The organism is Afipia birgiae 34632 (genome assembly GCF_000308295.2).
Taxonomy (GTDB): domain Bacteria; phylum Pseudomonadota; class Alphaproteobacteria; order Rhizobiales; family Xanthobacteraceae; genus Afipia; species Afipia birgiae.
In genome coordinates this window covers 773,235-793,908 of sequence record NZ_HG326652.1, presented here as the reverse complement: position 1 = coordinate 793,908, position 20,674 = coordinate 773,235, and the positions used below count along the sequence as shown (strand labels likewise).

17 protein-coding genes, 1 tRNA gene and 1 pseudogene are annotated in these 20,674 nt (G+C 60.9%); 4 read left to right on the top strand and 15 right to left on the bottom strand.

The annotated features are described in order from the left end of the window. Positions 1–5: 5 nt before the first annotated feature. The 3 genes from smpB to dapA all read right to left on the bottom strand — a co-directional run bounded on the left by smpB (position 6) and on the right by dapA (position 1,929). Positions 6–479, bottom strand: a complete 474-nt coding sequence (smpB, locus tag BN32_RS03825) for an SsrA-binding protein SmpB (protein WP_019196781.1) — start codon at positions 477–479, stop codon at positions 6–8. A gap of 125 nt (positions 480–604) precedes the next feature. Further along, positions 605–1,012, bottom strand: a complete 408-nt coding sequence (mscL, locus tag BN32_RS03820) for a large conductance mechanosensitive channel protein MscL (RefSeq protein ID WP_019196780.1) — start codon at positions 1,010–1,012, stop codon at positions 605–607. 26 nt (positions 1,013–1,038) lie between these two features. Further along, the gene (gene dapA / locus BN32_RS03815; RefSeq protein ID WP_019196779.1) at positions 1,039–1,929 is read right to left on the bottom strand and encodes a 4-hydroxy-tetrahydrodipicolinate synthase; all 891 of its coding nucleotides are present in this window, start codon (positions 1,927–1,929) and stop codon (positions 1,039–1,041) included. A 248-nt stretch (positions 1,930–2,177) separates the two neighbouring features. Between dapA and BN32_RS03810 the strand changes: the two genes are divergently transcribed. Together BN32_RS03810 and BN32_RS03805 are read left to right on the top strand one after the other, a co-directional pair. After that, positions 2,178–4,379, top strand: a complete 2,202-nt coding sequence (locus BN32_RS03810) for a lytic transglycosylase domain-containing protein (RefSeq protein ID WP_040425418.1) — start codon at positions 2,178–2,180, stop codon at positions 4,377–4,379. A 148-nt stretch (positions 4,380–4,527) separates the two neighbouring features. Beyond that, a complete protein-coding gene (locus BN32_RS03805; RefSeq protein ID WP_019196777.1) occupies positions 4,528–5,418 on the top strand; it encodes an alpha/beta fold hydrolase in 891 nt (296 codons plus the stop codon). 202 nt (positions 5,419–5,620) lie between these two features. Here the strand turns inward: BN32_RS03805 and BN32_RS03800 are convergent, their stop codons facing one another. After that, the gene (locus BN32_RS03800) at positions 5,621–7,159 is read right to left on the bottom strand and encodes a porin (RefSeq protein WP_019196776.1); all 1,539 of its coding nucleotides are present in this window, start codon (positions 7,157–7,159) and stop codon (positions 5,621–5,623) included. Between the two features lie 738 nt (positions 7,160–7,897). Between BN32_RS03800 and BN32_RS03795 the strand changes: the two genes are divergently transcribed. Both BN32_RS03795 and BN32_RS03790 read left to right on the top strand, forming a co-directional pair. Then, positions 7,898–7,989, top strand: a tRNA-Ser gene (locus tag BN32_RS03795). Between the two features lie 225 nt (positions 7,990–8,214). Further along, positions 8,215–8,598, top strand: coding sequence for a DoxX family protein (locus BN32_RS03790; protein WP_040425939.1), 384 nt, complete (start codon positions 8,215–8,217; stop codon positions 8,596–8,598). Positions 8,599–8,650: 52 nt separating this feature from the next. On the opposite strand, the gene BN32_RS03785 is transcribed toward BN32_RS03790, so the two are convergent. From BN32_RS03785 to BN32_RS03730, 11 genes and pseudogenes are all read right to left on the bottom strand, one after another. Next, positions 8,651–8,917: an SEL1-like repeat protein gene (locus BN32_RS03785; protein WP_019196774.1), complete on the bottom strand. Its 267-nt coding sequence runs from the start codon at positions 8,915–8,917 to the stop codon at positions 8,651–8,653. 1,514 nt (positions 8,918–10,431) lie between these two features. Beyond that, a complete protein-coding gene (gatB, locus tag BN32_RS03775; RefSeq protein ID WP_019196772.1) occupies positions 10,432–11,916 on the bottom strand; it encodes an Asp-tRNA(Asn)/Glu-tRNA(Gln) amidotransferase subunit GatB in 1,485 nt (494 codons plus the stop codon). 196 nt (positions 11,917–12,112) lie between these two features. Then, positions 12,113–13,567: a GntP family permease gene (locus BN32_RS03770; protein ID WP_019196771.1), complete on the bottom strand. Its 1,455-nt coding sequence runs from the start codon at positions 13,565–13,567 to the stop codon at positions 12,113–12,115. A gap of 3 nt (positions 13,568–13,570) precedes the next feature. Beyond that, positions 13,571–14,622 (bottom strand): annotated as a pseudogene (locus BN32_RS03765) (patatin-like phospholipase family protein). Positions 14,623–14,739: 117 nt separating this feature from the next. Then, positions 14,740–16,125 carry a patatin-like phospholipase family protein gene (locus BN32_RS03760; protein ID WP_040425416.1) on the bottom strand — a complete coding sequence of 462 codons (1,386 nt, stop codon included), beginning with the start codon at positions 16,123–16,125 and terminating at the stop codon, positions 14,740–14,742. Between the two features lie 124 nt (positions 16,126–16,249). After that, positions 16,250–17,728: an Asp-tRNA(Asn)/Glu-tRNA(Gln) amidotransferase subunit GatA gene (gene gatA / locus BN32_RS03755; protein WP_019196768.1), complete on the bottom strand. Its 1,479-nt coding sequence runs from the start codon at positions 17,726–17,728 to the stop codon at positions 16,250–16,252. Next, a complete protein-coding gene (locus BN32_RS03750; RefSeq protein ID WP_019196767.1) occupies positions 17,729–17,917 on the bottom strand; it encodes a hypothetical protein in 189 nt (62 codons plus the stop codon). It lies immediately after the preceding gene. 16 nt (positions 17,918–17,933) lie between these two features. After that, the gene (gene gatC, locus BN32_RS03745; RefSeq protein ID WP_019196766.1) at positions 17,934–18,221 is read right to left on the bottom strand and encodes an Asp-tRNA(Asn)/Glu-tRNA(Gln) amidotransferase subunit GatC; all 288 of its coding nucleotides are present in this window, start codon (positions 18,219–18,221) and stop codon (positions 17,934–17,936) included. A 115-nt stretch (positions 18,222–18,336) separates the two neighbouring features. After that, positions 18,337–18,837, bottom strand: coding sequence for a PAS domain-containing protein (locus tag BN32_RS03740; RefSeq protein WP_019196765.1), 501 nt, complete (start codon positions 18,835–18,837; stop codon positions 18,337–18,339). A gap of 150 nt (positions 18,838–18,987) precedes the next feature. Continuing rightward, entirely contained in the window at positions 18,988–20,064 is a 1,077-nt protein-coding gene (locus BN32_RS03735; RefSeq protein WP_019196764.1) for an NAD(P)H-dependent flavin oxidoreductase, read from the bottom strand. A gap of 12 nt (positions 20,065–20,076) precedes the next feature. Then, entirely contained in the window at positions 20,077–20,673 is a 597-nt protein-coding gene (locus BN32_RS03730; protein ID WP_019196763.1) for a class I SAM-dependent methyltransferase, read from the bottom strand. Between the last annotated feature and the right edge of the window lies 1 nt (position 20,674).

Genomic DNA, 20,674 nt, shown 5'->3' with positions numbered 1-20,674 from the left:
CGGCGTCAACCTCTCGCCCTCAAGAGTCGGCCCTTCTCGCGCGCCCAATCCCGCTTCTTCTCGGTATCGCGCTTGTCGTGCAGCTTCTTGCCCTTCGCCAGAGCCAGTTGAAGCTTCACCCTGCCGCGCTCGTTGAAATACATCTTGAGCGGAATGAGCGTCATTCCCTCGCGTTCGATCGCGCCGATCAGCTTGTTGATCTGCTTCTTGTGCAGCAGCAGTTTACGATCCCGCTTCGGTTCGTGATTGAAGCGATTGGCCTGCAGATATTCGGGAATGTTGGCGTTGACGAGCCAGATTTCCCCGTCTTTGGAGTCCGCGTAGGACTCGGCAATCGTGGTCTTGCCGCTGCGTGAGGACTTGACCTCGGTGCCGGTCAGCACAATGCCCGCCTCGACGGTATCCTCGATGGCGTAGTTGAACCGCGCCTTGCGGTTCTCCGCGATGACCTTGATCGTAGGCTCTTTCTTCTCAGCCATCAGGTGCCTCGGTGCGAGTACATGCGAAAAGTATGGCTCGCGTGAATACGCAATCCTTCAGTACGATCTGACGGTACTGGAAGACCTTGCGCCGTCAGAATGTCTGACTGGTGATAGATAGTGATTTACTTCGACTTCAGAAGATCGCGGATTTCGGTCAGCAACTCCTGGTCCTTCGTCGGCTTCTCGGGCGCAGCCTCTTCCTTCGCTTTCAGGCGGTTCATCAGACGGATCACGATAAACAACACAAACGCCACGATGAGGAAATTCAGCGTCAGTGTGAGGAAGTTGCCCCATGCCAGCACAGCGCCCTGCTTCTTGGCATCCGCGAGGTTGGTGGCCGTGACCGATTTAGAGAGGCCGGTGAAGTAGTTGGAGAAATCCAGCCCGCCGGTGATCGCGCCGATGATCGGCATGATGAGGTCACCAACCATCGAGGTGACGATCCCTCCGAACGCCGCACCGATGATGACGCCGACCGCAAGATCGACGACATTACCCTTCAGGGCAAATTTCTTGAACTCCTCAAGCATCGGCAATTTCCCTTCCTGCTGCGTCGTCAGTTGAGCAACCCGGCGTACACCATCGCGTCGCGAATGACCTTGCCGGTCGGCGGCGTCACCGTCACCAGCGGCAGACGCACCTCCTCATGCACGCGGCCCAGCAGTTTGAGGCCATGCTTGGCGCCTGCAAGGCCTGGCTCCTTGAAGATGGCATCGTGCAGCGGCGTCAGCCGATCCTGGATCTTGAGCGCGGCCGCATAATCGCCCTTCATCACGGCAGACATCAGTTCCGCGCACGGCTTGGGCGCTACGTTGGCGACGACAGAAATGCAGCCGTGCCCGCCCGCCGCCATATAGGCGAGCGCGGTCATGTCCTCGCCCGAGAGCTGGATGAAATCCGGACCCATCGCGTGACGCTGCTGCGACACCCGGGCGAGATTGGCGGTGGCATCTTTCACACCGGCGATGTTCTTCAGCTCGAACAGCCGCGTCATGGTCTCAACGGAGAGATCCACGACCGAGCGCGGCGGGATGTTGTAAATGATGATCGGAATACCGATGGCATCGTTCACCGCCTTGAAGTGATGATACATCCCTTCCTGCGTGGGCTTGTTGTAGTAGGGCGTCACCACAAGCACAGCATCGGCGCCCGCCTTCTCGGCATGCTTCGCGAGTGCAACGGCTTCGCGCGTGGAATTCGAGCCGGCACCAGCGATGACCGGGACGCGGCCCTTCGCCTCCTCGACACACCACTCGGTGACCTTGTTGTGCTCTTCGTGGCTCAGCGTCGGGCTTTCGCCGGTGGTTCCCACCGGGACAAGGCCGTGCGAGCCCTGCTCGATCTGCCAGTTCACCAGGTCACGCAGGCCGGCCTCGTCCAGCGCTCCGTTTTTGAACGGCGTCACCAAGGCGGTAAGGGATCCCCTGAAATTCGTCTTGGTTGCCATTGTCAGTCTCCGAACGCTCGCAAACACCGCGATTTATGATTGATTGATAACGAGTCCCGAAGCGCGATGAAAGTCCCGGGCGCTCCCATACCGCGCCTGCCGCCTGGATGACCCTGCGTTAGCCGCGATTTTGCCGCGGTGTTGCGGCATTGTGCCTGTTCTAACACATTTGATGTTTTGTCCACATATTCAATGCACTACACCGAGGGTGAAGGCCCTTGAATGATTCGCCGCATAGGCTGCCCGTGATGCCATCTGCTCCTTCATCCGCGGGGCTTCCCCGTTTGGCGCGCTGGACCGCTGTTTTCCTCGGCGCAGGCGGTCTTGCGCTGATTTCATATGCTGCGTCAGCAGTACCGTTGCCGAAGCCGCGTCCGATATCCCGTAACGTGACGCCGCAAACCACGCCAGCGAAGCCCGCTCAGCCACCGGCCCCATCTGCCGCGAAACCTACACCTGAGGCGCCTGCGCCCAAGGCTCTGGCTGCGCGCCCTGCTCAGCCACGGAAGCCTTCCGTGCCTCTGGCGATGTCCACCACATCGTCCACCTCGAAGGCGGACATGGAGACGCTCGAGCAGATCATCGAATTCGTGCGCAAGCGGAAGCCGCTCGACGCTACGCAGCTTCAGGCCTCGATCTCGGATCCCGTTGCGCGCAAACTTGCCGAGTGGATGATCCTGCGCAGCGACGACAATGGTGCCTCATCTGATCGCTACAAGGCCTTCGTCACCGAGAACCCGAGTTGGCCAAGCGTGATATTCCTGCGGCGGCGTGGCGAAGCAGCCTTGTGGGACGACAAACGCGACGATTCCGTAGTCCTCTCGTTTTTCAATGGCGAACAACCGATCTCCGCCAAAGGCCGGTTTATGCTGGCACGCGCACTGTTGGCGCGCGGTGACCGGGCGAGCGCGGAACGGCTGGTGCGTGAGGCATGGCGGGGCGATCCATTCTCCTCCGACACCGAAGACACCGCGCTCGAGAGATTCGGGTCGCTGCTGACGCCGGGCGACATCAAGGTCCGGATGGATATGCTGTTGTACAGCGGCGATAACGCTGAGGCCGCGCAGCGCTCCGCCAAGCGGCTCGGCAGCGGTCATGTTGCGCTCGCAAAGGCACGCACCGCCCTCAACAAGAAGGCCTCGAATGCGAAGGCTCTTCTGGATGCTGTTCCCAGCGATCTGCACAACGATCCGCTCTATCTCTTCAGCAAAGCGCAATGGCTGCGGCGCGAGGACAAGTTCCAGGAAGCCGCACGCGCCATGCAGGCTGCGCCGCGCGATCCCGCACGGCTGGTCAATGCGGACGAATGGTGGATCGAACGGCGGCTGTTGGCGCGCAAGCTGCTCGATACCAACGAGCCACGCCTTGCCTATGCCGTCGCGCGCGATGCATCGCTGCCGGCACGCGACATCTACAAGACAGAACAGGAGTTCACCGCAGGCTGGATCGCGCTGCGATTCCTCAACGACCCAAATCTTGCGGCCCAGCATTTCGCGCGGATCGGCGTTGGTAGCGTTAATCCGACCGCCCTCGCCCGCGCCGGCTACTGGCAGGGCCGCGCAGCGGAAGCCGCCGGGCGGTCCCAGGAGGCACGTGCCGCGTATGAATCGGCGGCGGCGCAATCCACAAGCTATTACGGCCAGCTCGCGCGGGCGAAGCTGGGACTGCCGCAGATCGCATTGAACGGCGTGCCGGGCCGCTCACGCGGCGGCGAGCGGCTGGAGATTGTCCGCGCCGTCGAGCTTCTCTACGCGCTGGACGAACGCGAGATCGCCATCCCCATTCTTGCCGACATGGGCGATCGCGCCGACATGGACGGCCTGCTCGCGCTGTGCGAGCTAACCCAGCGGCACAACGATGCGCGGGGCATGCTCCTTGTCGGCAAGGCAGCGCTGAATCGCGGCATGCCGTTCGATCACTATGCTTATCCGGTGATCGGCATTCCGCCCTACAAGGACTTCGGACCCGAGGTGGAGAAGGCTATCGTCTTTGCCATTGCCCGGCAGGAAAGCGCGTTCAATCCCTCCGTGGTGTCGCCCGCCCAGGCTTACGGCCTGATGCAGGTTACCCCTGCCGCCGGCAAGTACGTCGCCAAGCGACACGGCGCAACGTTCGATCTCGCCAGGTTGAAAGCCGATCCCGCATACAACGCCGCATTTGGCGCCGCCGAACTCGGCGGCCTGATCGAAGACTATCGCGGCTCCTACATCATGACCTTTGCCGGCTACAACGCCGGACGCGGCAGCGTACGCAAATGGATCGAGCGTTACGGCGATCCCCGCGATCCCAAAGTAGACGCGGTTGATTGGGTCGAGAAAATCCCGTTCTCCGAGACCCGCAACTACGTCCAGCGCATCATGGAAAACGTCCAAGTGTACCGCTCACGGTTCGGCGGCGGCAGCAAGCTGCTGATCGAGGCCGATTTGCGCCGGGGCGCGGGTGTGGAATAGGTTTGGGCCGGTACTTTCCACTCCGTCATCCTGAGGCGCGAGCCGCATTTGCGGTGAGCCTCGAGGGATGAACGTTCAAATCCATCTCAGCATGGCGCGCCGCCCTTAGAGGCCTTCACTGCGCCAAGGCTCCTCAGGGTGACGGCAAATGCTCCAATCATTCCGCGACGTCTACTGCCAGTCGGCCGACGGGCTGAAACTCCATGCCAAGATCATCGGCCCTGACGACAGCACGGCGTTGCCGGTGCTTTGCCTCCCCGGCCTGACGCGAACCACCGACGATTTCGATGACATCGCCCGCGCCATTGCCACCGATCCCGCCAAACCACGCAAGGTCGTGGCCGTGGATTATCGCGGGCGTGGCCTGTCGGACTACGATCCTGATCCCGCCAAATACGCAGTCCCCGTCGAACTTGGCGACGTGCTGACAATCGCGGCCTCACTCGGAATCTCCCGTGCGATTCTGCTTGGCACATCGCGGGGCGGCCTCATCTCGATGGCGCTGGCGGCGGCGCAGCCGCAGCTTCTGGCCGGCGTCATCCTGAACGACATCGGTCCTTCGCTGGAGATGGGCGGATTGATGAAGATCAAGGGCTACATCGCCAACCCGCCGCCGAGACAAACGTGGGATGAGGCCGCACGCGGCCTGAAGGAGTTGTTTGCCAGTGCGTTTCCGTCGCTCAGGGACGCCGAATGGATGGCGTGGGCGCGCCGCGCGTTCCGGGAAAAGGCAGGTGGCGGGTTGGAGCGAACCTACGACCTGAAACTCTCGCATACGCTCGACGGATTCGATCCGGCCACTCCGCTGCCGCAGGACTGGGAGCTTTTCGACAAACTCGCGGGCGTTCCGCTGATGCTGATTCATGGCGGACTGTCCGACCTGCTCTCACGGCAGGGCGTTCAGGACATGGTCGCGCGGCGGCCAGACATCGATCTCGTCACGGTCGCAGATCAGGGCCACGCGCCGCTGCTGGCGGACAAGCCCACCATGGACCGCATCGTCGCGTTCTGCGCGCGGTGTGATGGGGCTAAAACCTAACCCCATCACCATTCTCGACGGTAGCTGGCAGCTGCTCCGCTCGTCCCCGCGAAAGCGGGGACCCATTCCTGAGGTGCTGGATTCCCGCTTTCGCGGGAATGAGCGGAGAGAACGTCCTGCACTTCAGACAAAAAAAACCCCCGGCAGTTTCCTGCCGGGGGTTCTTTTAGTTCAGGTCGTAATCGCCATTAGGCGATTGCGATTACCAGGTGCGGCGAACGCGGAGGTTGCCGGACCAGATGCCCTGATCCTTGTAGTCGTACGTGCCGGCTGGCTTGAACACAGCGGAGGTGCCAGCAAAGTTACCGGCAACCAAACCCTGCGAACCGGTGTTCGACTGGTCGAGGTTGGTGTACATCACTTCGCCCGAGAACGTCAGGTTGCGAACGGGGGTCCAGGCGGTACGGGTACCAACCTGCCAGATCGCGAAGTCAGGATTACAGGTGTAACCGTTGAGCTTCGCAGACTGAAGAGCCTGGGCCGCGCAAATACCGGCCGAAGCGTTGGTGTTGTAATCGATGCGCGTGTAGCTGCCGAACACGCTGGTTTCCCAATTCGGGGTCCAGTTGTGAACGTAAGCACCGCGGAAACCCCAACCGGTGGTCTTCTCGAGCTTGCTGCCGGTGGTATAGACCGCGTCAGCGAGCGTCAAAACAGCGAGGCTCTGATAGCTGCCAGCGAACGACGCGCTGCCGAACTTGTCGAAGTTGTTGCCGGTCACGCCGCCGATGAGGTACTTCATCGCACCGTCAGCATAGGTCGCATCCAACGACAGCTTGTCGCCAGGTCCGGTCGGCAGGTTCTTCAACTGAAGGCCGCCCGAAATCGCGAAGCCCCAAGCATCTTGCGGAGCGCCATTCGGCTCGACCGGAGCAGCGCCGCCAAGACCAGCGTAGTAGTTGGCATGGACGTTGTGCACAGCACCCGACAGCTGAGCGGTGAACGCAGCCTGGTCGATCTTAACGTTACCGACGAAGTCTGGCGCCACGTTTCCGCCGTACGAGTTGGTGTACGCACCGGTGATGGCGGTAGTGCCAACAGCCGCGTTCGCAGCGAGCGAAGCGTTGATCAACTGAGCGCGGTTAATGACGCGGTTGTCTTCAACACCCAACTGAGCTGACACGCCGTTGCCGAACTGCCACGTGTAGGCGATCTGGTTGATGCCAGTCGCGTTGTCGTAGCCGCCGAGCAGGAACGCGGTGTTGTTGTTGGCGGCGTAAGCACCCCATGGGGTCTGGAAGCCTGAGACAGCCTTACCGAAGGTGAAGCCGGCGAACTGAACGAAGCCGTAGTCGACGGTCAGGTTACCCGCCGACGGACCGGTGCCGGTCGAATGTTCGAAGTTGCTCGACCAGTAGGTACGAACAACACCGTATTCGGTGGCAGTGCGGGTGTCGAGGTTCAGCTGAATGCGGGAGCGGGTCGTGAAGTAGTCCGAATTGCGGCTGCCCGAACCAAACACACCAGAACCAGCGGCGTTAGCGCCCGCAGGGCCGGTGCCTTCATTCCAATTTGGCCCATTGTAGTTGTTGGAGTTGATGTTCGCGTCAACCTGGACGTAGCCGCCCAGCTTGATGCAGGTGTCAGTGCCGGGGATGTAGTAGAAACCGGCGCCGTAAAGGGAGCAGATCTTCACGTACTGAACGGCTTTCGCCTTGACGGGAAGATCGGCTGCCTGTGCCCCGGCGGACGCTGCGATGATCGCAGCCGAACCCAGGATAAGGCTCTTAATGTTGCTCATAAAACCTCCAAGTTTTGCTCTTTAGGGAAGGTTCCGGGCCGGTGGTGTAAGTCACACCACTTGGTTGGTTCCCTTAATCCCCGCTAACCGCCCGGTCGCCTCGCGCTTTCGGACACTCCCGCTGAACGCGAGCGACTTAAGCGAAACTCCCAAACGGGACGACCTCGGGATGCCCCCCTCCGTCGCTTCGACGACCATTGCCCAACAGTCGTGAACACACAACAAAAGACCGCCTTGAAACGGTACGGTTCCGGCCGTTTTTAAAGAGGTGTTGCACAAATGGCACGCAACCTGTTGCTGGCATCCCACACAAGCTGTTGATATTATTTGTTTTTTACAGAAGCCTCGGAATGTTCCGCGAGATGGCCATTGTGGCAGCGCACACGTCACCGGGTGCGATGCCGCTGTGAATTGCGCGAATCGGAAGCGCCTGAGAACGACCTTCGATGCCCTGTGTTTAGGCACTCGATTCCGGCGAAACCGGCGCCTGAATGAGCTCTTGTTCCCGCACTTGAGGGCGAGAATGGCCGTTCTTCGCTGCGGCGGATGCCTCACCGGCGTCAATTAAGGCACAACCGCGACGGGACACGCCTGCCGAGCGCGACGGTCGCGACATATAAAGGCAGAAAGAACATAAAGGCAGAAAGAACGATCCGAAGGCGCCTGAGGCAAACACAGGCTTTATAAAAGTCAGCAGCGACTTGCGGCGCGTCATCGTGTGAGGCATATCGAGCCTGTGGAGACGTGGCCGAGCGGCTGAAGGCACTCGTTTGCTAAATGAGCATACCTTGAAAAGGGTATCGAGGGTTCGAATCCCTCCGTCTCCGCCACCTCGAAATAAAATCGGGAACGCCGCCGCGCTGCCGTTTGCTGCAAGCAGCCTGAGCAGGTTCCGGGATTTGAGTTGGAGGGCCGCACGTAAGCACCGCGTCGAGCGCGGGCATCATGGCCCGCGTCTCCGGGTGGCTCCGGCATCAAAAATGAAGAAAAGTTAGATCCTCTGCTATATTCTGTTCTCGCGGGCGATTTTGGAAAACCGCCAAGGAGAGAAGTTGGTGGATACTCCGAGCACTTCACGTTGGGCAGGGCGCAGCATTACGGGATTGGTCGTTCTCTACCTGTTATTCGACAGCATGATCCGGATCGCGAAAATGGAGGCCGCCGTGCAAGGCGCCGAGCGGCTAGGGTTTCCGAACAGTCTCATCGTATCGATCGGAGCGATCGAACTCGTTTGCATTGTGCTCTACGTGGTCCCGCGCACTGCGGTGCTCGGTGCAATTCTGCTCACAGGCTATCTCGGTGGCGCAACCGCAACCATCTTGCGTTTGGAGAACTGGTGGTTTCTCCTGCCGATCGGCCTTGGCGTGATGGTCTGGGGCGGATTGTACTTTCGAGAGCCGAGATTGCGTGCACTCATTCCCTTGTGCACCCGAGTCTAATAATAAGATCCCAATCACCGTCCTGCCGCGGAGATTAAACCAACCGGGAAGCTTAGTGCATCGCCATCCACGCCCGTGCTTCACGCTGAGCGGTTGCGATCTCGACATCGGACATCAGCCCGGCGACTTCCCGGCGCAGTGAGATGGCATCTACCCTGCCCTTGAGCGCGGCCAAATTGAACCATTTGTGTGCGGCGACGAGATCGATCAGGCCGTTTCGCCCGCTCGAATAGATCATGCCGAGGTCAAACAGGACGTCCCCGTTCGCCGCCTCCTCGACCGGCAGCGCGGTGCCGGTATCGATCGTTCCCTGAAACATCCTGGCTCTCCGATTTCCCACCGCGGCGAGCGCGGCTCCTGTCGATATTCTGTTTGACGCAACCGTTGCTTTTTCTGGCGCGTATTCCGCAAAACCGGTTTGCCAATTCTGCGGAATACGCGTTCGCCGTTTGCCGGCTTGTTGGGATGATATGACCCGTAAAATTTGAATGGCAGTTTAAGCATCGCGATGAATCGAACGTGAACGCAGCGATCGGGCGCGGCGCCGCGAATCGCAAAAACCAGCTATTTTCAAGCGTTACTCGGCAATCGAGACAATCGATTCACCTTCGTCTTTGGCGAAGCGATAACCATTGCACGCGGACAAGAGTCAGGGTGGCTCGCACAGTCGCGCTGGCGCAGGATGCGAACCGAAGCGGTCGCCGGGGTGTTCGCAGCCGGGACTCTTGGCGACCGAGACTCACGTCGAATGCGGACCTTGCCCACGCGGACAACGTCACGTCAGAGAGTCGGGATTGTTTTTCTGGTCTTGGGAGAGATCACCGCCGGATGCGCTCGAAAGAGGCAACGGCCGAGCGGCTCAAAAAAACGAGGGCGTCGGTGAACACGTCAGGACTGAGATTTCACCGGACCGCCTGCCGAGGCAGACCGCCGGGAAACTGCGAGGTCATCCCCCGCAACGAACGAAGAGTTCTTGAACTCTTCTGCCTGACCGTCTGGTCAGACCGTCTCGCCTGATGTCTCGCCGACACCCTCTTTCGTCGACTGGAGCCGCCGGTTCAAACTCGTTCTTGCGAACAGATCAGCCTGGCGGCTCTTGTGACGATGCCGGCATCATGTGCCGACAATTCCATAAGGCGTAGCCTTACTTCTTCTTCTTGGCGACCTTGCGGGTCTTCTTGGCAGTCTTCTTCACTGCCGACTTCGCCTTCTTCGCCTTCTTCGCTTTCTTGGCCATGTTGCCCTCCTAAGTTCGTGAGATGGCTTAATCGCTGTGTGCACTCGGGAATCGAAATGCACTTCATCTGGATTACACCAACGCACTCAAAAAAACAGTGTCCCGCTTAAGGAAGTGTTTACGCACAAGGCGCAGCGCGCGCTGCAAACACGAAACGGAAGCATCGCGACGCCTCTGCGTAACACTGCATCACGCGCAACAAACGCCTGAGAGACGCAGCATCGCGCATGAAAGAAGTGCCTGTGCCGCAGTCGTTTCTTTTATCGCGACACAACGCGCGTCATAACGCCTTTAAAACCGCGGATAACTCTGCGACTGAAAAAAAGTGCGTTCCGCGGACTCTGAGTCGCGATTTTTGGCAACAAAAATATTTTCTGGAAAATTTGGTTTTGGCGCGATCATCGCTCGCACCGGAGAACTTTTTCCGACTTTTTGCGAATCTGATTCGCAAATCGATTCCACGCCGCGAGAGGTTTTCATCGTCGTTGCGACGATGCCGAGCGCGCGTCGCAGCATCGAAACGAAAACCGAAACGCCCCGATGACGACACGCGGAAGCGACGTCGTGCGCGCCCGGCATCCTCGCGTTAACGATGTTCAGATGCCGAGCTTGGCCTTCAGCAGGTCGTTCACTGCCTGCGGGTTCACCTTGCCGCCGGACGACTTCATCACCTGGCCGACGAACCAGCCCATGAGCTGCGGCTTGGCGCGCGCCTGCTCCGCCTTGTCCGGATTGGCGGCGATGATGTCATCGACCAGCTTCTCGATGGCGCCGAGATCGGTGACCTGCTTCATGCCGAGGCTGTCCACCAGCGCACGCGGGTCGCCGCCTTTGGTCCAGACGATCTCAAACAGGTCCTTGGCGATCTTTCCGGAGATGGTTTCTTCTCCGATCAGGCCGATGATCGCGGCCATCTGCTCTGCCGAAACGGGCGAGGCGGAAATGTCCTGCCCTTCCTTGTTAAGGCGGCCGAACAGTTCATTGATGACCCAATTGGCGGCCAGCTTGCCGTCGCGGGCCTTGTCGGCAAGCTTGCCCAGCACCGCCTCGTAGAAGTCGGCGCTTTCGCGCTCGGCGACCAGCACGCTGGCGTCGTAAGGCGTCAGCGCGAAGTCGGCGATGAAACGTTCGCGCTTCTCGTCGGGCAGTTCGGGCAGTTTCGCTTTCAGTGCGTCCACATAGGCCGCGGTGAATTCCAGCGGCAGCAGGTCGGGATCCGGGAAATAGCGATAGTCGTGCGCTTCCTCCTTGGAGCGCATCGACCGGGTTTCACCCCTGTTCGGATCGTACAGCCGGGTTTCCTGATCGATGCTGCCGCCGTCCTCCAGGATACCGATCTGGCGGCGGGCTTCATAATGGATAGCCTGCCCGATGAAGCGGATCGAGTTCATGTTTTTGATTTCGCAGCGCGTGCCTAACGGCTCGCCGGGCCGCCGCACCGAGACGTTGACGTCCGCGCGCAGATTTCCTTTCTCCATATCGCCGTCGCACGTGCCCAGATAGCGCAGGATCGAGCGCAGCTTGGCGACATAGCCCTGCGCTTCTTCGGCCGAGCGGATGTCCGGCTTGGACACGATTTCCATCAGCGCTACGCCGCAGCGGTTTAGATCGACAAGCGTCATCGTCGGATTCTGGTCGTGCAGCAGCTTGCCGGCGTCCTGCTCCAGATGCAGCCGCTCGATGCCAACGGTCACGCTCTCGCCGCCGGGAAGATCGACGACCACCTCGCCCTCGCCGACGATCGGCGACTTGTACTGGCTGATCTGATAGCCCTGCGGTGAATCCGGATAGAAATAGTTTTTCCGGTCAAACACCGAGCGCAGATTGATCTGCGCGTTCAGCCCGAGCCCAGTGCGTACCGCCTGTGCCACGCACTCCTCGTTGATGACGGGCAGCATGCCGGGCATGGCCGCGTCCACCAGCGAGACATGATCGTTCGGCGCACCGCCGAATTCGGTCGAGGCGCCCGAGAACAATTTGGAATTGGAGGTCACCTGGGCGTGGATTTCGAGCCCGATAACCATTTCCCAGTCGCCGGTGGCGCCTTTGATGAGCTTTGAAGGTTTGACAGGTGCGTTCATGGGAGGGCTCTGGGTAGGGTCGCGTTCTCAGGTGGCGGTTCATATCGAAAAGCGTTGAAATATTTGAGCTTTTCTTCGTGGAACGAGAGTTTTTAGCAGCCCTGTGGCACCGCGTCGAGAGAGGCTCCGCCCGGTCTCGATCTCGCCAACCGATCCCGCGAGCGACACGAGTGAAGCGAACTTCGGACTCGGAACACTAGAACGACCCGAACACCGACCCCAAAGCGATAACCGCGGCCAGCGCAATCAGCGCACCAGCGATGCCGACCATGACGATATCGAGATAGCTTTCGCGATGCGTCGATCCGCAAACGGCAAGCAATGTCACCACCGCACCGTTGTGCGGCAAACTGTCAAGCGTGCCAGAGCCAATTGCCGCCACCCGGTGCATCAGCGCCGGATCGATGCCCTGTTCCGCCGCTATGCGCATGTACGTACTGCCGAGCGCATCGAGCGCAATCGTCATGCCGCCCGACGCAGAGCCGGTGAGAGCTGCAAGTATGTTGGTCGCAACGGCAAGCGAAACCAGCGGCCCGCCTCCAATTGAAAGGACCCAGTCGCGCACCGCCGCAAACGCGGGCAGCATTGCGACAACGGCTCCGAAACCCACAAGGCTGGCCACACTGAAGGCCGGCAGGACGGACGCATTGGCCCCGGCATCCATGCTGAGCCGCAGGGCCGGCAACCGCCGGCGATTAACCGCGATCAGCGTCGCGATCGCAGCCGCAAGCGCGACCGCGACCGACCAAACGCCGGCCACCGCAGACAATGAAGAGCTGCCCCAGCGCTCTTCCCCCAGAAAGGAAAAGTCGAGCCGTGGCAGAATGACCAGCGACATGAGAAGATTGACGCTCACCACCACAGCGAGCGGAAGCACAGCCACACCGATCGGCACCACGGCATCGGTATGGTGGCCGTGACCGATTTCCGCAGGGTCGAATTCCCGCGCAGTCGTCGCTCGCTCGCGAATCTTCTGATCGTCGGCGGCCAGCTTTGGAGCCGTATCGGCACCGGCGCCGTAGCCCTCGCCGGACCGGCGCGCAGCCGCCTCGGCACGGGCGAGCCACCACAAGCCAAACCCCAGCATGATGGCCGAGGCAATGATACCGAGTCCCGGCGCGGCAAACGGCGTGGTGCCGAAGAACGGCATCGGAATCGCGTTCTGAATCGCAGGCGTGCCCGGGAATGCCGTCATCGTGAATGTCGAGGTGCCGAGTGCGATCGCGGCCGGCATCAATCGCCGTGGAATGTTGGCCGCGCGGAAAAGTGCCTGTGCCATCGGCGCCAGCACGAAGAACGCGACGAACAAGCTTACGCCCCCATAAGTAACAATCGCGCCTGCAAGCACCACCGCCAGCATGGCGCGGCGCGGACCCAGCTTCTCTGTCATGAAGCGAGCAATCGCCTCGACCGAACCACTGTCGTCCATCAGTTTTCCGAACAACGCGCCAAGAAGGAACAGCGGAAAAAACTGTGCGAGAAACTGCGCCGCACTGCCCATGAAGGTCTGGGTCCAATGGGCCAGCAACGGCTCTCGTGACACCGCTGCCGCGACAAGCGCCGCCGCAGGCGCCAGCAGGAGCACACTCCAGCCGCGATAGGCGAGCCAGATCAGCAATCCGAGCGCGACGAAAATTCCCAGGAGGCCCATGGTTCAGACCTCGTCCAGCAGACGATCCAGATCGAGCGTGGATCGCTTGCCTACATCCGGGCCATGGGTCGCAAGGAAGGCTTCGGCAGCACGTCTTCCCTCGTCACGCAGCATCGTCAGGAAATCCCATTCCGCGTTGAATTTCGATGATGCGCCAAGCTTGTCGATGGCTGTGCTCGAGATCAGGTGGATGCGCATTCCTGCCCACAATGCCCCTTCCCCGGTGCCGGCATCGACGACCTGCCGCAGCAGGGCGATCATGCGCAGTTCCTTCAACAGCGTGGCGTTGAAGGAGACCTCGTTCAGCCGATCGAGAATCTCGCGTGCCGAGCGTGGTGTGCCCTCCCGTTCGACCGGGTTCACCGCGACGAGTAACGTATCCTGCGATTTGCATTCCCGCACCAATGGGGTGATGGTTGGATTGCCCGAGTAGCCGCCATCCCAATAGGCCTCACCGTCGATCTCGATCGCCTGAAACAGCGTCGGCAGACAGGCCGACGCGAGCAGGACGTCAGGGGTCATCTCGGCATTGCGAAAGACACGTCCGCGCCCCGTGCGAACATTGGTTGCCGTGACGAACAGGCGAATGGACGACTTCGCCACGCGTTCGAAATCAACGCACTCGGCCAGAATTTCCCTGAGCGGATTGGCGCCTCGCGGGTTCAGGTCGTAAGGCGAGAACAGCCGCGCCGCCATATCGAAGGCGACAAAGAATGGCGAGTTGTCGAGTGTCCATCTGCCCAGCAGAATATCCAGAGGGCTGCGCCGAATGGGACTGAACCGGGCGGCGTAGGAGACACGTTGCCAGAACAGTTCGAGGGCAGTACGCGCGCCTTCCGCTCCGCCTGCGGCGTACCCGTCCGCTAGGACCACTGCATTCATCGCACCGGCGGAGGTCCGGAAATGCCGTCGATCCGGAGCCATGGTTCCTTGAGGAGCCGGTCGAGCACGCCCCAGGTGAAGGCGCCATGAGAACCGCCGCCCTGGAGCGCAAGGTCGACCAGAAGTGTATCGCGAACGGTATCAGCGGAAGCCTTAGAGGGGTCCAGCGACATCTGTCCTCCTGCACGAAGTACGACGTCCATCGCTCAGCCGCGTCTTGCACGCTCAGCTTGCAATGAAACGGTCCCGCAGCCTACCTCGAAAAGTTGAACGTCGCCGGACTGACCTTCCTACAAACCCGCCGCAAAACTGCGGAATGTCGGACTCGCCCGCAGCGCATCGCGCCCCGCCTCGATGACGCTATCGACTTGCTCCGGCGGCAGTTGGAAGCGCGTCGGGACCCGTTCAAGCTCGGCGGCGCGAGACTGATCGAGTTGATCGAAGCCGATCCGGCCGACATAGAATTTGACATCGCGGCAATTCCAGCCTGGGCCTACTCCGTATTTTGCGCGATCCGCGGCCGACAATCCACAGCGCCACCGCACCAGCGCGGCCTGCCAATCGGTCATGGTGGCGCTGAACGCCGTGAAACTGCCAGCGACGCTGGCATCGATAGCAGTGTCGGCGGCGGCCTTGACGAGATCCGCTCCGGTCGGCCCCTCGACGGTATTGATCCAGTTGCCGGACAAACCGGTCTTGGCGTCGACCACCAGAATCAGAGCACGCCGCAGTTTCACCGCCTGTCGCGGGCTAAGCGGTCCATACGGCGTATCCGACGACAGCCGTGCGATAGTCATGCCGGCCAGGCCATAGTTGTCGACCAGGCCGCCATCAAGCAGCTTGATGTAAGGCATCGAACCATCGTGATAGCGGCTGATCGCCTTGGCGAACGAGTTCAGCATCGGAGGGGCGTTGGAATTGTCCCGTGCCCGCACGACCCACGGCGGCAGCCGGTCATTACACTTTCCGGGGAACGTCTGGATCACGACCGGCGCGAACGCCACCGGGACCGCCGCCGAAGCCGCAACCGCGTTCGCGAGCGGATACTCCGACAGATTGCTGCACATGGCGCCGAATGCCACCGCACCGAACACGAATGGTGTCCTGTTATAAATGTCGGAGGCATTGATCCAGACCTGCGGCCGGCTCGTGAGGCCCAGGTCTCGAAATGTTGCCCCCTGAAACAGATTGGCGTCGAGCCAGCGCGGAAATCCCGTGGAGTCGTTGATGCCGCCGGCAACCGCGCGGGAGAGAGTCGCGAGAGTGAGATTTGTCTGCAGTCCCTCCTCCGCATTGCGCAGCAGGAACCGCTCGCGAAAATCGGCAAGAGCAGCCCGCTTCCGCAAGCCGTAATAAGCCGCCGTGACCGAACCGCCTGATACACCGGAGATGAACTCGACCCGATCAATCATCGATCCCTGCGCGCCGCGGACCGGAATACGCTCCATCTCCTGCAGCACGCCAAAGGAAAACGCGGCGGCGCGGGTTCCGCCGCCTGAAAAGGACAGCCCAACGACCGTGTCCTCAGGGCTTGTCGTCTCGCCGAAGCCGATATTTCCTCTGTCCGCGAGGTTGTCGGATCCGGGCAGATTGACCGGAGCATTCTGAATCGACGCGCAGCCGAGCAATATGCCCGACACAAACATCACACTGACAAGAGGCCGCACCCAACGCATCGATCACCGATCCCACCGGCCGTTATGGCCCCCGGCGGTTAATGAAGACATACCGCCGCCGATCAGGCATTGGCCACCACAACGGTGAAATCAAGGCGACGGTATCCGGTCTGCCACCGAAGCGTTACGTCCACCACTTCCTGGCGGTGAAGTGTCCCGCCGACTGCTCGATAACTTCGCCGAGCGAGAACAGCGTTTCCTCGTCGAACGGCCGGCCGATCAACTGCAGCCCAAGCGGCAGCCCTTGCACGTCCTTGCCCGCAGGCACGGCGATGCCAGGCAATCCCGCCATATTCACGGTCACCGTGAAGATGTCATTGAGATACATCTCGATCGGATCGGCCTTGCCCTTTTCGCCGATGCCGAATGCCGCGGATGGCGTCGCCGGCGTCAGGATGGCATGAACGCCCTTGGCGAACACATCCTCGAAATCCTTTTTGATCAGCGTGCGGACCTTCTGCGCGCGTAGATAGTATGCGTCGTAATAACCGGCTGAGAGCACGTAGGTGCCGATCATGATGCGGCGGCGAACTTCCGCTCCGAAACCTTCGGCACGGGTATTCTCATACATCTCGACGATGTTGCGGCCGTTGACACGCGCGCCGTAACGCACGCCGTCATAGCGAGCGAGGTTGCTTGAGGCTTCGGCTGGCGCAACAACATAGTAGGCCGGCAGCGCGTACTTGGTGTACGGCAGGGAGACCTCGACCAATTCTGCACCTGCTGCTTTCAACCAATCGGCGCCCTGCGCCCACAGCTTGTCGATTTCGCCGGACATGCCGTCGAGACGATATTCCTTCGGAATACCGATCTTCATCCCCTTCACCGACTTGCCGATGGCGGCCTCATAGTCCGGCACGGGATGATCGACGGACGTCGTGTCCTTCGGATCGTGACCGGCCATCGACCGCATCAGGATCGCTGTGTCGCGCACCGTACGCGCAAATGGTCCAGCCTGATCGAGCGACGAGGCAAACGCCACGGTGCCCCAGCGCGAGCAGCGGCCGTAGGTCGGCTTGATGCCCACGATGCCGGTGAACGCCGCTGGCTGACGGATCGAACCGCCGGTGTCGGTGCCGGTCGCGCCGAGACACAGATTGGCCGCGACCGCCGAAGCCGAGCCGCCCGACGAGCCGCCAGGAACGAGGTTGGTATCGGAGCCTTCGCGCCGCCACGGATTGATTACCGGCCCGAACGCCGAAGTCTCGTTAGACGAGCCCATCGCGAACTCGTCGCAGTTCAGCTTGCCGAGCATCACCGCGCCATCGCGCCAGAGCTGCGAGGTGACAGTGGATTCGTAAGGGGGGATGAAGTTGCCGAGAATCTTCGAGCACGCCGTCGCCCGCACATTCGTAGTGGCAAACAGGTCCTTCACGCCGAGCGGGATACCGGCGAGCGGACCCGCGTCACCCTTGGCGATGGTCGCATCCGCGGCACGCGCCTGCGTGCGCGCCTGCTCCGGTGTCTCAAGCACATAGGCATTGAGCACGCGGGCCTTTTCCATCGCGGCCAGATGCGCGTCGGTCAACTCAAGCGCAGTGAAGGATTTCTGCGTCAGCCCTTCGCGGGCATCGGCGAGGGTCAGCGAAGTTAGGTCAGTCATTCATTCTTCAATCGGGTCGCAGTGAAAAGGAGACTTGTTCTTTTTGGCTTTGGATGCCTCGGCTTCGAGCATGTCGATCACCGCGTCGATGGCCTTGTCGGGATCGACATTCTTTCCCTGCCGTTCCATCTCATCAAGATAGGTCATGTAGGCCGCATAAGCCTTCTCGTCGCTGCACAGCAGGCACATGGCATTTGCCTCGGGGTTATTCGACGACTTTTGGCACCAGGAAGAAGTGATCCTCGGTCGCAGGCGCATTGGCGAGAATCTTCCCAGGAATCTCGCCGTCGCTGACAACGTCCGCGCGCTTCTTCATCTCCATCGGCATCACAGAGGTCATAGGCTCGACGCCTTCAATATCGACCTCGGTCAACTGCTCGACGAAGGCCAGCATCGCATTCAATTCGCCTTGCAGATGCGAAACCTCGTCTTCCTTGACGGCGATGCGTGCAAGGTGCGCAATCCGGCGGACGGTGGCGGCATCGACTGACATATTTCTGGAGACTCCGGACGGCTCTATTCAGCCGCCCTCATAGAACATTCGGCGCGGATCGCCAACGTCAAATAAGTCGCGAGGGCAATGCCCTCAATAAATTAGTGAAACAATGTCAATAGCTTGCAGAATTCGCCGACGCGAATACCATAACGCTCACGTCACCCGCGCCCCCCTCCCGCATCACATCGAACGGAGAATGGTTTTCCTCCGCGAACAAGGTAATCGCGCACTGGATGTGTTCGACGCCCTGCCCGGTCGTGGTGAACGGCAACAGCAGACGCTCGTAATGCACAGTCTCGCCGCCCGCATTCTGGACCGGCGTCGATGTGAATGCCGGAATGCGCTGGTCCACCACCGTCCGGTACGCCCTCAGGCCGCGTTCGCGCACAGCAGGCGCCATCACCTCGTCGAGGAACAGACCGGTGCAATCGCGGTTGTGCATCTTGCTGAAATCCGCGCCCTGAAACCGGATCAGGTAGGAGGGCTTGCCGTCGCGCCAGACCACATCCAGCATCATCAGCTTGTCGCGGACGCGCTCGAGATCGTAGCCTTGTCCGGCTGCGATGTCAGGCAGTTCGGCAGCACCCTTCCAGCGCTCCCACAACTTGAGCATTCCTATCTGCTGGACGCAGCGAATATGACTGCGGCCTTCGAAATCTGGCAAACCTTGATGATCCAACGGAAGTTCCAGCGAGCAGGATACGAATGGCGCGGCGGCGCGTGACTAGCAAGCGCCGTGGGCATTAACAGTCCGCCTTTGGCTCTATTTCGATAGAGCCCGCAGGCGGTCGAGCGCTTCGGCAGCCAGCGTGCGCGTGAGGTCCGCCGCACCGAGCTGGCGCCCGAGCGCCACAGACTGGCCGGCCCAGAGATTGGTGAAATCCACCCGTCCGAGTTTCTCGGCTGCCGCCTTTAGCGGGCCCAGCGCCGTAGCGGCGTGCGGAAACACCGGTGCGTCCGGGGATACCGGGCCGACCTCGCGCATCACCCGATTGACGACGCCACGTGCGGGACGCCCGGTCATGACGTTGGTGATGACAGTGGACTCATCCGCAGCTCCCGCAAGCGCTGCCCGGCCACCGGCGCTGACCTTGGATTCGGGCGTTTGAAGGTAGGCTGTACCGATCTGTACCCCCGCAGCCCCCAGCGCGAGCGCCGCAGCGATCCCTCGCCCGTCAGCGATCCCGCCTGCGGCGATGACCGGCACCTTCACCGCATCCACGACCTGCGGCACCAATGACATCGTGCCCGGCTGCGAAGCGATGTTCTCGGTCAGAAACATTCCGCGATGACCGCCAGCCTCGGCGCCCTGCGCAATGACGGCATCGGCGCCGTTCTGTTCGAGCCAGACTGCTTCCTTGACGATAGTCGCGGAGCCGATGACGATGGACCCCGCCGCCTTGACGCGTTTCAACAGCGCCTTGTCCGGCAGACCGAAATGAAAGCTCACGACCTCGGGCTTCAACTCCTCGACCAGTTCGCACATCTGCGCATCGAACGGAGCGCGATTGGCCGCTTGAATGGTCATACCGGGATCAAGCCCGAGTTCCTTGTAGTAAGCCTCGAGCCGTCTGCGCCACCCGGCTTCGCGGGCCGCGTCGGCATCGACCGCCGTGTGGCAAAAGAAATTCAGGTTTAGCGGCGCGCCGATGCGCTGGCGGAAAATGCTGACCTGCTCGCGCGCTTTCTCGACCGAGATCATCGCGCAGGGCAAGGATCCGAGCGCCCCACCCTCCGCGGCGCCGATCATGACATCGACGTCCTGGACTCCGGCCATAGGCGCCTGGATAATCGGAACATCGATCTTGAAAAGGTCGAGAAGTCTGCGGTCGGGCCACATGGTTTCGCTCCCTTATCCAAACACCGCGCCATAGTGATAGGGCGGAATTTCAACCAGATCAGCGAGCTTCAACCCGCTCGTTTCGACCGCCTCGGTAGTCTGTTCCGGAGACAATCTCAATTCACCTTTCGGCCCGCGCGGTTCACCCAGGACCACGGTTTCTTCGCGCGGGCGCCGATGCCAGTTGACGATCGCAAAACGACCGCCAGGATTCAGGACCGCGCGAACAGCACGGGACAAACGCGGCCGATCGGGAACGCCGTGAAAGGCATTCGCCATGAATACAAAGTCAGTTCCACCCGAAACCAGACCGGCAAGTTCGTAGGCGTCGCCTGTTACAAAGTCACAGTTGGTCACGCCGCTTTCGGCCAGGCGACGACGCGCCACTTCCAGCAGGTCGCGGTCGATATCGATGGCGACCACCTGATGCGCAATCTTCGCAATTTGCAGCGTGAACCAGCCGTCGCCAGAACACAGATCGATCACCTTCATGCCTGGTTTGACCCCGACTGCGGTCAACACGCCGACGGGATCGGGCCACAGCGCCTCCCACCAGCCGGCGTCCGGCATTTCGGTGCCTGTGAAAAATCCGGGAGGGTTGTCTGTCATC